This is a genomic window from Exiguobacterium sp. UBA7533 (assembly GCF_002479335.1).
GTDB lineage: Bacteria > Bacillota > Bacilli > Exiguobacteriales > Exiguobacteriaceae > Exiguobacterium_A.
The window spans coordinates 177,491-190,490 of the sequence record NZ_DLMP01000001.1; the positions used below are offsets into that span (position 1 = coordinate 177,491).

Below are 13,000 nucleotides of genomic sequence, written 5' to 3' on the forward strand. Positions count from 1 at the left end.
TTCAGGTCATGAAAAAGGCGCACCTTCTAAGTGAAGGTGCGCCGAAAGAAGACAGAGGAGTCCCTGCATCTTTTCATGGCCTTCACTTTATCGTTCTCTCGGAACGTCTTAAAAGTTGTTCGCTACAGATTGAGTTGTAGAGTTTTCCGTTGTTTCAACTGTTTCTTCGACCTGTTCCGTCGTTTTCGGAAGGATCAGATTCAGGATGATCCCAAGAATCGTCGCCAGTGCCATACCTTCGAGGGAGAAGTTCCCGATTTTCAAGGCGGCCCCTCCGATTCCCGTGACAAGAATGACAGCTGTGATCGTCAAGTTCCGTTTATCAGCAAGGTCGATCTTACTTTCCGTCAGTGTCCGGAGACCGTTTGACGCGATGACTCCGAATAAGAGAATACTGATGCCACCCATGACTGGTGTAGGAATCGTCTTGATGAATCCTTCGACATATCCGAGGAATCCGAAGCTGATAGCAAGAACCGCTGCCCCACCTAGGACGAAGACACTGTAGACCCGTGTGATCGACATGACGCCGTTGTTCTCACCGTACGTCGTAACCGGTGGTCCACCAAGCATCGAAGCGACTGTCTTCGCGATTCCGTCGCCAAGTACTGTCCGGTGCATCCCTGGATCAAGGAGCGTCTCGCGCCCAATGATCCGTGATGTCACTTTTTGTTCGCCGATGTGCTCCGTCAGTGTGACGAGCGTCACGGGAACGATCAGAAGCAAGGCAGCTGTATTCCATGATGGTGTGTAATTCAAGAACGGAATCGTGAAGTCCGGCACGTGGAAGAACGTTGCCTGTTGAAGTGGTTTGAAGTCAATGATTCCGACCGATGCCGCAACGAGATAACCGACCGTGATTCCGAACAGGATCGGAATCGTGCTCCACATTCCTTTTAAATACGTCATTGCGAGAAGTGTGACACCGAGCGTGACCATCGCGACGAGGAAGTAAAGTCCGTTGTACTTACCGTCCGCTCCGTTCATCGCCATGTTGACAGCGGTCGGGGCAAGCGATAACCCGATAACCATGATGACCGGACCGATGACAACAGGCGGGAGTAAGCGAAGCAACCAAGCAGCCCCCGTGTAACGGATGAGAAGTGAGACAAGTCCGTAGACGAGTCCAGCGACCATTCCGCCGATTAAGGCGTCCTCGACACCCCACCGTTCACTGACGGCGATGATCGGGGCGATGTAGGCAAAACTAGAACCAAGATATGTGGGTACTTTGAAGCGAGTGACGGCGAGGAAAATCAGTGTGCCGACTCCGCTTGCGACGAGTGCAACCGATGTGTTGAGTCCCGTTAAGAGTGGGACGAGCACGGTCGCACCAAACATCGCGAAGACGTGTTGTAGGCTGAGCATCAGCCAATTTAGAGGGTGAGTAGGTACTTCTTGTACATCAAGTACTGCGGCATGTTTTGCCATATGGATGACTCCCTTTCTGGTCTCTCTGGACCACCTTAAAGGTTTTGATTTTTAGCGTTTAATGAATACTTGATCGGCTTCGTCGACTTCAGCGAGCGCGACGACGACTTGCTCGTCACGTGACGTCGGAACGTTCTTGCCGATGAAATCTGGACGGATCGGTAACTCTCGATGCCCACGATCGACGAGGACAGCGAGTTGAATCATACTCGGTCTTCCGTGGTCGACGAGTGCGTCCATCGCGGCACGGACGGTGCGTCCTGTGTAGAGCACATCGTCAACGAGGACGACGATTTTTCCGGTAATGTCTTCCGGTAGATCAGATCCTTTTATTTCTGGCTCTAAACTTCGCTTTGACAAGTCATCTCGGTACATTGAGATGTCGACGACACCGAGTAAGACCGGCTTTCCTTCGATCTGTTCGATCCGCTTCGCAAGGCGGCGCGCGAGTGTCTCACCACGCGTCTTGATTCCGACGATCATTAAATCAGCAATGCCTTTGTTACGTTCGATGATTTCATGGGCGATCCGTGTCAGTGCGCGTCCAATCGCGGCTTCATCTAAGATGACGGCTGGTTTCATAGTTTCTCCTTTCATACAAAAGACCTTCTGCGGAAATCCGCAGAAGGTCATCGAAGACAGAATCATGGCATACGTCTTGTATGCATGCCTACGCACGTTTGTGGTAGGTTCTCCCTTTCGCAGCCTCTCCGGACTCGATTAAAGGTGATACTAGTTTGGTAGGATCATCGCTCGGACGACCGAAGTGTCAGTAGAGGATGTCTCGCATCGCTCTCTAGGTGATACTCTACCGTTTTATTAGAAAAACGTCAAGACTCTAATTCAAGTTTTTTCAGTTGACCAATCTCGAATGTCATCTCTTCTGGGAGTGGTGCTTCAAAACGCATCCATTCGCCTGTCCGTGGATGTTCGAAGCCGAGAACCGCAGCATGCAAGGCTTGACCATTCATTTTCATCGTCTTACGTGGACCATATTTCGGGTCACCGGCAAGCGGGAAACCGATATAACGCATGTGGACACGGATTTGGTGTGTTCGCCCTGTTTCGAGTTTACATTCCACGACTGTAAACCCTTCGTACCGATCGAGAACACGGAAATGGGTTACGGCAGTTTTTGAATTCTTATCCGTTACCGTCATCCGTTGACGATCGTTCTTATCGCGTCCGATCGGTGCTTCAATCGTTCCGAGCTCGTGCGGAATCTCACCGTGCACGAGCGCAATGTAGAGACGTTCCGTCGTTTTCTCTTTCAACTGATGCGCGAGTGATTCATGCGCTAAGTCGTTCTTAGCAACCATCAACAGACCAGACGTGTCCTTATCGATTCGGTGAACGATTCCTGGACGTTTGACTCCATTAATGCCCGAGAGATCTTGACAATGATGTAATAAGGCATTGACGAGGGTCCCTGAGACATGACCTGCCGCTGGGTGGACGACCATTCCTTTTGGTTTGTTGACGACAATGACATCTGAGTCCTCGTAGACGACCTCAAGCGGGATATCTTCTGGTAAAATCTCAAGTTCTACCGCTTCCGGGATATGAACGGCAATCGATTCTGTTCCCGATAATTTATAGTTTGGTTTAACGACACGACCATCGACTTCGACGCGTCCCGCTTTTAACCATTCCTGTACTTGCGAACGCGACCATTCATTTTGATCTGCGAGCCACTTATCAATGCGCCCTGTCGCTCCATCCGCTTGTACGGACCATGTTTCTACTTCATTCATTTATCCATCGTTCCTTTCTTAGTCAACCGTTCTTCGAACATGACGCTAATCAGCATCGTGATGACACCAAACGTCAAACAGACGTCTGCGACATTAAAGATCGGGAAATTATAGCCGAACGGGAAGAAGTGGAAGAAATCAACGACTTCTCCTCGAACCATTCGATCAATGAAATTTCCGATCGCACCACTAAGTAGTAGCGAGATACTCCAAGCAAATACCTTATTTTTCGTGCCTTCCTTGTAGAGGAAGTAAATCAATCCAATGACGACGATAATCGTGACGAAGAAGAAGAAGCCGAATTTACCTTCGAGCATTCCCCATGCAGCGCCACGGTTCCGATACGAGTTGAGATAAAAGAAATCCGGAATGACTGTGATCGCTTGACCGATCGTCATATTTTGAACGACGATCCATTTCGTCAACTGGTCGATTCCAACGAGTAAAGCAGCAATCCCTAAGTAAAGCCACATCCTATTGTCCTCCGCATCCAAAAATAATGAGGGACGTCCTGCGAAGTCGCAGTCGCCCCTCCCTTTGTATCATTATAAAGAATTGACGACTTCAGTACAACGTGGGCAAAGCGTCGGATGAGCCGGATCTTGTCCGAGTTCTGTCGAATATGTCCAACAACGTTCACATTTTTCACCGTCAGCTTTTTGAACTGTAATACCGGTCGTCTCATACATCTTATCCGTTGTATCCACGAATTCGAGTTGTGAGACTTGGAGCAACTGCTCAAGATGATCAATCGTTTTAAGCAATGCTTTTGTTTCTTCCTTCGGTGCAAGCAAGAGTTTTGCTTCAAGTGTCTTACCGACGAGTTTCTCGACGCGTGCTTCCTCGAGTGCTTTTAAGACATCATCACGGAACGTCAGGAACGCGTTCCATTTCTCGATGAGAGCAAGTCCTTCTTCTGAGACTTCGACCGTTTCTGGAAGGTCCGTCAAGAAGATGCTCTTCGTCTCAACAGCTGGTACGAATTCCCATGCTTCGTCTGCCGTGTGTGGCAAGACAGGTGCCATCAATTGCAACAAGGCGACGACTGTATCATACATGACCGTCTGAACCGCACGACGCGATGTCGCGTCTGCTTTTTCGATATACAGGATATCTTTCGTGTAATCGAGGTAGAACGACGACAAATCAAGGACACAGAAGTTGTGGAGCAATTGATAGACCGACATGAAGTCGTACGCATCATAAGCCGCTTTTACTTTTCCAACAAGTTGGTCCAGTTTCGTACGCATGAAACGGTCTGACTCTGGTAAGTCTTCAAATGCGACTCGGTGCGTCGCAGGATCGAATTGATCCAAGTTTCCGAGAAGGAAACGAACCGTGTTCCGGATTTTACGATATGATTCTGAGACTTGTTTGAAGTTATCCATCGATGCCCGAACATCAGCTTGATAATCGACAGATGCCACCCACAAACGAAGGATCTCTGCTCCGAATTGTTGCATGACTTGGATTGGTGCAATCGTGTTACCAATCGATTTCGACATCTTGCGACCTTGACCATCCAGAACGAATCCGTGACTGACGACCGCTTTGTATGGTGCTTTCCCAGTCGTTGCGACGGCTGTCGATAGCGACGAGTTAAACCAACCGCGGTATTGGTCAGAACCTTCAAGATAGAGATCCGCTGGACGCGTCAATTCAGGACGTGTCGCAAGGACACCGGCATGTGATGAACCAGAATCGAACCAGACATCCATGATGTCCGTTTCTTTTTTGAAGATACCGTTCGGACTTGCTGGATGTGTGAATCCTTCAGGAAGCAAGTCGACTGCTTCGCGCTCATACCAGACATTTGATCCGTGAGTTGCAAATAGATTCGCGATATGATCAATCGTTTCTGGTGTGACGATTTCCGTTCCATCTTCAGCGTAGAAGATTGGAAGTGGAACGCCCCAAGCACGTTGACGGGAAATGACCCAGTCGCCGCGGTCTTTGAACATGTTGTGGAGACGTGTTTCACCCCACTCTGGTACCCACTGGACGCCTTTGATCTCATCAAGGATTTCCGCACGGAAGTCTTTGATTGAAGCGAACCACTGTGGCGTTGCCCGGAAGATGACCGGTTTTTTCGTCCGCCAGTCGTGTGGATACGAGTGTTTGATGAATGACAGTTTTAAGAGAGCGCCTGCTTCTTCGAGTGCGAGACCGATTTCTTTGTTCGCATCTTCATAGAACATGCCTTCGAATCCAGGAGCTTCTGCCGTCATGACACCTTTATCGTCAACTGGGCAGAGAACGTCAAGCCCGTATGCTTGACCAATACGGAAGTCATCTTCCCCGTGTCCTGGAGCTGTATGAACGACACCCGTCGCTTCCGCTGTAACGTGGTCGCCAAGCATGACGAGTGATTCACGGTCATAAAGCGGATGTTTCGCTTTCACGTACTCGAAGTCCGCACCGTTGAAGACACGTCCAATTGTCGCGTCTTCCCATCCGAGCGCTTCGATGACTTCTGGAACAAGTGTTTCCGCTACGATATATCCTTTTCCTTGATACTCGATCCGCGCATACGTCAATTCCGCACTGACAGAGATTCCAAGGTTCGCTGGGATCGTCCATGGAGTGGTCGTCCAGATGACGAAATGATCCGTCGGCTCAAGGATGTTTTTTCCATCCATGACTTGGAATGCGACATAGATCGCAGCTGACCGTTTGTCTTGATATTCGATTTCTGCTTCAGCTAGTGCTGATTCAGAAGACGGTGACCAATAGACCGGCTTTTTCCCTTTATAGATATAGCCTTTGTTCGCCATGTCCCCGAACAAACGAATTTGAGCTGCTTCAAATTCTGGTTGAAGCGTAATATATGGATTGTCATAGTCACCGAGAACACCGAGACGTTTGAATTGATCACGTTGGTGATCGACTTGTTCGAGCGCATATTTCGCACATAACTCACGGAATTCCGCGACCGTCATCGATTTGCGGTCAACACCTGCTTTTTGAAGTGCTGTCTCGATAGGCAAGCCATGTGTGTCCCAACCTGGTACGTAAGGGGACTGGAAGCCATTCATCGATTTGTAACGGACGATGATGTCTTTTAAGACTTTGTTTAATCCGTGACCCATGTGGATGTCACCGTTCGCATAAGGAGGACCATCGTGAAGAATGAACGTCGGTTTTCCAGCATTCTTTTCTTGGACCGCAGCATAGAGATTCATCTCTTCCCATCGTGCTTGCATATCCGGCTCACGTTTTGGCAAGTTGCCTCGCATTAAAAACTCCGTTTTCATCATCAATAAGGTTTCTTTGTAATCCATCTGACCATCTCTCACCTTTCGCTTTAAAAGTACAAAAAAAGCCAAGCTCATCCCTGAGATAGGGACGAGCTTGGCTGAACTCGCGGTACCACCCTACTAATCCTGCTCGTCTGTTCGACGACGCAGGACCGCTTAAGAACTCGCTAACGGGAGTGAACCGGCATGACTTACTGTTCGGAGAACGTTCAGTCATACACTCTAAGGGGATATCCCATCTCTTTCGTTGCTCGGGCTTCCACCATTTCCCGATTCGCTGTCAACTGTCCAAGATGCGACGTGTCCTTATCATTGATTTTATTTATACGACATCGTCGTCATTATACGCAACTGCTGGAACATCGTCAAGCGCTCCACGAGAAGAGAAATCAAATGCATCCCAGTCGTGGCTCGTCAATAATTCCATTTGAGCATCGATCAACACTTTGAAGCGATTGCGATAGAGCTCGATTTTCTTACGCATCTGTTCCACTTCGAAGTCCGTCCGTTGTGCCCGGCGTTGTGCCGCATCTTGCAATTGCTCTGCTTCGCGTTCTGCCTGTTTCAAGATCAAGCTTGCTTCTTTTGAAGCATTCGCTTTCACTTCTTCTGCCGCTTCCTGTGCGACAATAATCGATTTATTCAATGTTTCTTCCATCGAACTAAAGTAATCGACACGCGCTTGCATGTTTTGGATGACTTCCTGTTGTTGACGGTTCTCACGTAACAACAACTCAAAATCCTTGATGACCTGATCTAGGAATTCGTTCACTTCATCCTCGTCATAGCCGCGAAACTTTCGTGTGAACTCCTTATTATGAATATCGAGTGGCGTTAATGGCATGATGAATTCCTCCTCCGCATTTTTTTTATCCTTTTAAAATACCGTATTGTAGTTTGATTCGATCCCGTTTCGTTGATCCGAGAATCGCAATCAGTTTAACGCGTCCCGTTCCACGTAAGGAAAGCAGATCCCCTTCTTCAAGCATGAAACTCACGTCATCGACTACCTTATAATTCACTTTACTTTCACCCTGTTTAATGAGCGTCTGTGCCTTTTGACGGGAGAAGCCGAGAATTTCACTGACGACCGTATCGAACCGAAGTGAGCTGACGAACCCGAGCGTCTCTTCCCACTCTTGTTCCTTCACTTTCAAGCGATCTTCTGCGTCTACGCGCGAAAGACGAATCTTCGTCTTACCTGCGCGTTCGACGTTTGCTTCGATATATGTCGCAACTTCGTCCGCGACAGCAAATTGCACTTGATCCTGGATGATGACGTCGCCGAACTTGGCACGCTTCAATCCGACGTTCAATAATGTACCGGTGACTTGACGATGAGATAGTTCAACGAATTTAGTAGGATAATGAATGCGATAAATGGAAATGTCAAAGTCATCCGCGTTGTATTCATAATAGTCTGGTGCGAGGATTGCTCGTTTACGTTCGGCGCCTTCGAAACCGCCCTCAAAAAAGAGGGCGCATTTCGAACCGACGAGTTCTTGTGTGATTTGCTGTTCACGAGGGTCTAGAAAATCCGTTAATTTAAACGTATACGTCGCTTCCACGTGATCAATCCAGTTCAAGACCGAATCGACGAATTCCCGCTCGCTTCCACGATAATGATCATATACACTCATACGAAGAAGATAGCTCGGATACCGGATTGTGCCAAGTTCAAGACGAGAAAGGCAACAATCGGCGAGATATCTAGCATGCCTCCGATAGGCGGGATAATACGACGGAAGGGTGCTAGGAATGGCTCGACCAACATCGCGAGCACTTGTCCGAATTTCGAATCACGGGCATTCGGGAACCAAGATAGCAGAATGTACACAATCATGACATAACTATAATATTGTAATAACGTACTTAATGTACGACCAATCGCGTACATCACTTGTGAATCCATACTTACCACCCCTTATGATTAATATCATCTTCTCCTAGGAGATTCGAGATGCTACCAGCCAACTCGACATTGTTTGGAACACAGAGGAGGGTATTCTGACTGATCGTCGTGATCGTTCCATCGAGAGCGAAAACGACACCAGATAAGAAGTTGATCATCTGTCGTGATTGATCTTTTGACATACGTTGCATATTGACGATGACAGCACGGTTCTGACGAAGATGTTCCCCAATCTCTTGGGCTTCGTTAAAGACACGTGGTTCACTCAAGATGACCTGCGATTTCGTTTTTTTCGTCGCATGTAGCGGCACGATATTCGATTGTCTCACGCTGTCCTCCTTTTGAGTAACACTTGGGGTAGATTCCTCGTAATACTCTTCGTACTCTTGTTGTGAAGCACCTCTACCTTTATTTATTGTAGCATCATTTTCATATTCGAGTTCATCTAAATCATCGCTGTTGCCGAGAAATAGATTTTGCATTTTTGATTTGAAACCCATATCCATTCTCCCTTCTTCTCGTTTAGGTGTGAACGAGCGTCGTCCCGACTCGGACGAACGTCGCCCCTTCTTCGATGGCAATCTCAAAATCCGATGACATCCCCATGGATAACTCTGTACATGGAGCATACGACAATTTTTTTGCCTTGACCTCTTCTTGCAATGTTTTTAATGACCGGAATACCTCACGTATACGCGTCGTGTCTTCCGTCAACGGTGCCATCGTCATCAGTCCGATGACACGAATCGCGGGATACTGACCGATTTCGTGTAAGAACGACGGTACATCCTCCGGTGCAATACCTTGCTTCGATTCTTCTCCCGAGATATTGACTTGAATGAAACAATCAATGATTCGGTTCGTTCGTTTATTGATCTCTTCTGCCAAATGAAGACGATCGAGCGAATGCAGCACATCAATGGCATCGATGATCTGACGAACTTTACGCGTCTGTAACGTGCCGATGAAGTGCCATGTACAGGCTGTACGTCCAAGTTCTGCTTGTTTTTCGAGCAGTCCATCCGGACGATTTTCTCCAAGATGCGTTACACCGGCCTCTAATAATTCAGAAGCAACTTGACTTGAGACTGATTTCGTCACGCCAATCAACTGTACCTGCTTTTTGGATGAACTCTTTTCACTCGCTTGTTTTATCCGTCGTGTAACCTCTTGTACATTTTCAAGAATTGACATCCAATGACTCCTTTACGATCAAACTCGCGAACCGACCGCCGTGGTCGCCGTGGCGATAAGAGAAGTAATCTTCCGCCTGACAATGTGTACATAGACCTGAGTCAAGGACATCACCCACTCCACAACGCTCAGCAAGCGCAGCATTTGTTTTTTGTAGCGATAACATCGCTTTTCCATCTTCCTTGCGTATGTAAGGAGACTCATCGAGTTCAAGTGCGTCGATCGCATCGATAACGGGTTGATCGACTTCGTAACAACAATCACGAATCGATGGACCAATGACCATCTGAATCGATGAGCGACTCGCACCTGCACGCTCCATTTGTTTGACTGTCTCTTCAACGATATTGCCAACAGTCCCCCGCCATCCGGCGTGCGTATTCGCGATGATTCCTGTCGTCGGATCACAGAAGACAAGCGGAACACAATCAGCGAAGAGCATCATCAGTAAGACATTCGAATCAGTCGTCACCAATCCATCTGTACCCGGAATCGCTGTTTCGTAATCCAGAGCGCCGCGTCCGGAGTCAAGTGTCGTCACCTGTTCAACGTGATTCCCATGGATTTGCTGCGCCCAAATTGAGTTCTCAAGAGATAGATCAAGCTGTCGAGCAATGACTTGTCGGTTCTGGATGACGCCGTCACGATCATCGTTGACATGTAATCCTAAATTACCGTTTCCATGTGGTGCTGCAAACTTCGTCGTAAAGGCGGCACGTACGGTACCTGTTGGTGTATCCCATTTGATCCATTGTCCAAACATGTTGATGCCTCCTTCGATTTTAAAAAAAGAGGCGCCGCTTTCGCGACACCTCTTGGTTTAGCAGTCGTGTCACTGGAACATCGATCAACGATTATTCCGGCGAAGGAATGATGGGATGTCCATCGTTTCTTCGACATCTGGCGCTTTAGCTGGTTCAGGATTTGAGCTGACAGGCGTCTCTTCGACTTGTGGTTTAGACTCCTCTGTTGGTGGTGGAGTCGCTTGTTTTTTCTTCAATAGGTTTTTCATCATCTCTTGTGCGGATGGAATTTCGAAGTCGAGTGGTTCGTTTTCGAATTCTGTCGCGATGACTGTGACGATGATTTCATCTTCTAGGTTATCATTGATGACCGAACCGAAGATCAAGTTAACTTCCTCATCTGCTGCACTTTGAACGATCTGTGCGGCTTCCGTTACTTCATACAAGCTGAGGTTCGCACTACCCGTGATGTTCATTAGAACACCTTTCGCGCCTTCGATTGATGTTTCAAGCAATGGACTTGAAATCGCTTTTTTAGCGGCTTCCGTCGCGCGATGTTCACCTGTTGCGACACCTACACCCATCAAAGCAGAACCTTTTTCAGTCATGATCGTCTTCACATCGGCGAAGTCGAGGTTGATTAGACCAGGAACGGCAATCAAGTCCGTGATACCCTGTACACCTTGACGTAAGACGTTATCCGCTTCTTTGAACGCTTCAAGCATCGGTGTGTTCCGATCGACGATTTCAAGCAACTTATCATTCGGGATGACGATCAACGTATCGACTTTTTCTTTGAAGTTCTGGACACCAGAAACAGCATGTTGCATCCGTTTACGTCCTTCGAACATGAATGGCTTTGTCACGACACCGACTGTCAATGCGCCGATTTCTTTTGAAATCTCAGCGATGACTGGAGCAGCTCCTGTTCCAGTTCCGCCACCCATACCGGCTGTGACGAAGACCATGTCAGCTCCTGAAAGGATTTCTGTTAATTGTTCACGGCTCTCTTCTGCCGCTTTTTTACCGATTTCCGGATTTGCACCCGCACCGAGACCACGTGTCAATTTTGCGCCGAGTTGTAATTTCACGTCAGCTTGTGACATGTTCAATGCCTGAGCGTCTGTGTTTACAGCGATGAACTCTACGCCTTGGACACCGTGTTCAATCATTCGGTTGACGGCGTTCGAACCGCCACCGCCTACACCGATGACCTTGATTTTTGCTACTTGGTCCATCATTTCATCAAAATGCAACATAAAAAGGGCCCCCTAATATTTTTTACTCATTGGATTTTTTTGTAGGCATTAACCAAAGAATTTCTCAAAGAAACTACTGAATGACTTTTTCTCTTTTGGAGGCTGTTCACGCGTTGGTCGTTCTTCACGAGCAGGTGATGCCTGTTCGTTCATGAGCAGTGCATCCTGCTCACGTCCGGATGCTACGACTTCTTTCTCTTCTGCCCGGTCGAAACCTGATTTCGATACGGCGCTTCTTGAGAGTACATAACGTAACATACCAGCTGCAACGGCATACTTCGGATGACGAATACCAAGACTAGCAGGCTGATAAACATTGACGCTCTGCTTGAAAATCCGTTTTCCGAGCTGATCGATGCCAGGTAGTGAAGAACTTCCACCACATAAGATCAAGCCGCTATTCATGTGAGCGTATCCCGCTTGCGTCATTCGTTTTTGAATCATCTCGAAGATTTCCTCAAGTCGCGCTTCTAAAACGAATCCGATCTCTGATTGTGGTTCGAAACGATGTTCCCCGTTGATCGTGACGTATGAGACTTTCTCCTCCGGATCACCGAGTGCTTCGAGTGCAACGCCGTATTCTTCTTTAGCGAGTTTCGCATCTTGGTATTTGCAGTTCATCTTGTACGTCAAATCACGTGTCAGATGATCTCCACCGTAAGGCAACGTCGTCGAGTAGACGAGATCGTTCTTTTCATAGATGGAAAGCGTCGTCGTCTCATGTCCGATATCGATGATCCCAACACCGAGTTCTAGTTCATCAATCGATGCTGCGATTCTAGATACCGCTAAACTCTCCAGCACATATCCAGCAAGCTCTAAACCAGCCCGTTCAATGGAACGTTTAATGCTATGTAGGATCGTCTTCGCTCCGATGATGAGCTTCCCTGTTACTTCGAGACGATAACCAATCATTCCTCTTGGATCAGTGATTTCTGTTTGCTGATCAACCGTAAACGTCTTCGGCAAGACATCAACTACACTGAGTTCATTTGGAATTCGCATGACCATCGCAGAATGCAAGACATCTTTCACATCATCATCCGTGATTTCATTGTCCTCACCTTTGATTGACGTCATCCCCTGGCAATCCTTGACTTGAATGTGCTCGCCCGAAATAGCGACATATACTTCACCAATTGGTTCACCAAGTGTACGTTCCACTTCTGTGACCGCTTGTTTAATGGCATGTACCGTTTGATCGATGTCAACGATGACACCTCGTTTAACACCCGCGGATGGTGCAGAACCTTCAGCAAGTACGTTCAGCGTTCCACCAAGTAGTTCACCGACGATGAGCTTCACCTCCGATGTCCCAATGTCGAGTGCGGCAATCGTACCTTTCGTTTCCATGGGAGTGACACCTCCACTTTCATAATACTAATCCTTTTTATTCCTAATTATATTCTAGGAATAGATCAGGCTTCTTCTCGTTTAAGTCTACACTATA

The 13,000-nt window shown here is 47.7% G+C and carries 13 protein-coding genes and 1 other annotated feature; all 13 genes read right to left on the reverse strand.

All coding sequences use genetic code 11. From position 1 onward, the window contains the following. Positions 1-108 precede the first annotated feature (108 nt). Positions 109-1,431 (reverse strand): uracil-xanthine permease family protein, encoded by a 1,323-nt coding sequence (locus tag B2U10_RS00920; RefSeq protein ID WP_290785182.1) that lies wholly within the window; start codon positions 1,429-1,431, stop codon positions 109-111. Positions 1,432-1,482: 51 nt separating this feature from the next. Continuing rightward, positions 1,483-2,013, reverse strand: a complete 531-nt coding sequence (pyrR, locus tag B2U10_RS00925; protein ID WP_035409506.1) for a bifunctional pyr operon transcriptional regulator/uracil phosphoribosyltransferase PyrR — start codon at positions 2,011-2,013, stop codon at positions 1,483-1,485. Between the two features lie 248 nt (positions 2,014-2,261). Beyond that, on the reverse strand, positions 2,262-3,185 hold the full coding sequence (locus B2U10_RS00930) for an RluA family pseudouridine synthase (RefSeq protein WP_290751524.1): 924 nt from the start codon (positions 3,183-3,185) through the stop codon (positions 2,262-2,264). Continuing rightward, positions 3,182-3,658, reverse strand: a complete 477-nt coding sequence (gene lspA, locus B2U10_RS00935) for a signal peptidase II (RefSeq protein WP_056062334.1) — start codon at positions 3,656-3,658, stop codon at positions 3,182-3,184. Before lspA ends, B2U10_RS00930 begins: the two co-directional genes overlap by 4 nt. Positions 3,659-3,730: 72 nt before the next feature. Beyond that, complete coding sequence (gene ileS / locus B2U10_RS00940; protein ID WP_035406825.1) at positions 3,731-6,466, reverse strand: isoleucine--tRNA ligase; 2,736 nt, start codon at positions 6,464-6,466, stop codon at positions 3,731-3,733. A 57-nt stretch (positions 6,467-6,523) separates the two neighbouring features. Continuing rightward, positions 6,524-6,764, reverse strand: a binding site (T-box leader). Continuing rightward, the gene (locus B2U10_RS00945) at positions 6,765-7,286 is read right to left on the reverse strand and encodes a DivIVA domain-containing protein (RefSeq protein ID WP_023468794.1); all 522 of its coding nucleotides are present in this window, start codon (positions 7,284-7,286) and stop codon (positions 6,765-6,767) included. Between the two features lie 25 nt (positions 7,287-7,311). Beyond that, positions 7,312-8,082: an RNA-binding protein gene (locus tag B2U10_RS00950; protein ID WP_035406822.1), complete on the reverse strand. Its 771-nt coding sequence runs from the start codon at positions 8,080-8,082 to the stop codon at positions 7,312-7,314. Further along, positions 8,079-8,354, reverse strand: a complete 276-nt coding sequence (locus B2U10_RS00955; protein WP_035406819.1) for a YggT family protein — start codon at positions 8,352-8,354, stop codon at positions 8,079-8,081. The genes B2U10_RS00950 and B2U10_RS00955 overlap by 4 nt, the downstream gene beginning before the upstream one ends. Before the next feature lie 2 nt (positions 8,355-8,356). After that, positions 8,357-8,854, reverse strand: a complete 498-nt coding sequence (locus B2U10_RS00960) for a cell division protein SepF (protein WP_035406816.1) — start codon at positions 8,852-8,854, stop codon at positions 8,357-8,359. Between the two features lie 22 nt (positions 8,855-8,876). Then, positions 8,877-9,548 (reverse strand): YggS family pyridoxal phosphate-dependent enzyme, encoded by a 672-nt coding sequence (locus tag B2U10_RS00965; protein ID WP_035406814.1) that lies wholly within the window; start codon positions 9,546-9,548, stop codon positions 8,877-8,879. Next, complete coding sequence (gene pgeF, locus B2U10_RS00970) at positions 9,535-10,311, reverse strand: peptidoglycan editing factor PgeF (protein WP_056062337.1); 777 nt, start codon at positions 10,309-10,311, stop codon at positions 9,535-9,537. The genes B2U10_RS00965 and pgeF overlap by 14 nt, the downstream gene beginning before the upstream one ends. An 84-nt stretch (positions 10,312-10,395) precedes the next feature. Next, positions 10,396-11,550 (reverse strand): cell division protein FtsZ, encoded by a 1,155-nt coding sequence (gene ftsZ / locus B2U10_RS00975; protein ID WP_029342137.1) that lies wholly within the window; start codon positions 11,548-11,550, stop codon positions 10,396-10,398. A gap of 48 nt (positions 11,551-11,598) precedes the next feature. Further along, entirely contained in the window at positions 11,599-12,903 is a 1,305-nt protein-coding gene (gene ftsA, locus B2U10_RS00980) for a cell division protein FtsA (RefSeq protein ID WP_035406809.1), read from the reverse strand. Positions 12,904-13,000: the final 97 nt, after the last annotated feature.

Bases quoted from the DNA above. Each gene is read 5' to 3' on its own strand.
- B2U10_RS00920 (WP_290785182.1), bottom strand. From the start codon at position 1,431: ATGGCAAAACATGCCGCAGTACTTGATGTACAAGAAGTACCTACTCAC.
- pyrR (WP_035409506.1), bottom strand. From the start codon at position 2,013: ATGAAACCAGCCGTCATCTTAGATGAAGCCGCGATTGGACGCGCACTG.
- B2U10_RS00930 (WP_290751524.1), bottom strand. From the start codon at position 3,185: ATGAATGAAGTAGAAACATGGTCCGTACAAGCGGATGGAGCGACAGGG.
- lspA (WP_056062334.1), bottom strand. From the start codon at position 3,658: ATGTGGCTTTACTTAGGGATTGCTGCTTTACTCGTTGGAATCGACCAG.
- ileS (WP_035406825.1), bottom strand. From the start codon at position 6,466: ATGGATTACAAAGAAACCTTATTGATGATGAAAACGGAGTTTTTAATG.
- B2U10_RS00945 (WP_023468794.1), bottom strand. From the start codon at position 7,286: ATGCCATTAACGCCACTCGATATTCATAATAAGGAGTTCACACGAAAG.
- B2U10_RS00950 (WP_035406822.1), bottom strand. From the start codon at position 8,082: ATGAGTGTATATGATCATTATCGTGGAAGCGAGCGGGAATTCGTCGAT.
- B2U10_RS00955 (WP_035406819.1), bottom strand. From the start codon at position 8,354: ATGGATTCACAAGTGATGTACGCGATTGGTCGTACATTAAGTACGTTA.
- B2U10_RS00960 (WP_035406816.1), bottom strand. From the start codon at position 8,854: ATGGGTTTCAAATCAAAAATGCAAAATCTATTTCTCGGCAACAGCGAT.
- B2U10_RS00965 (WP_035406814.1), bottom strand. From the start codon at position 9,548: ATGTCAATTCTTGAAAATGTACAAGAGGTTACACGACGGATAAAACAA.
- pgeF (WP_056062337.1), bottom strand. From the start codon at position 10,311: ATGTTTGGACAATGGATCAAATGGGATACACCAACAGGTACCGTACGT.
- ftsZ (WP_029342137.1), bottom strand. From the start codon at position 11,550: ATGTTGCATTTTGATGAAATGATGGACCAAGTAGCAAAAATCAAGGTC.
- ftsA (WP_035406809.1), bottom strand. From the start codon at position 12,903: ATGGAAACGAAAGGTACGATTGCCGCACTCGACATTGGGACATCGGAG.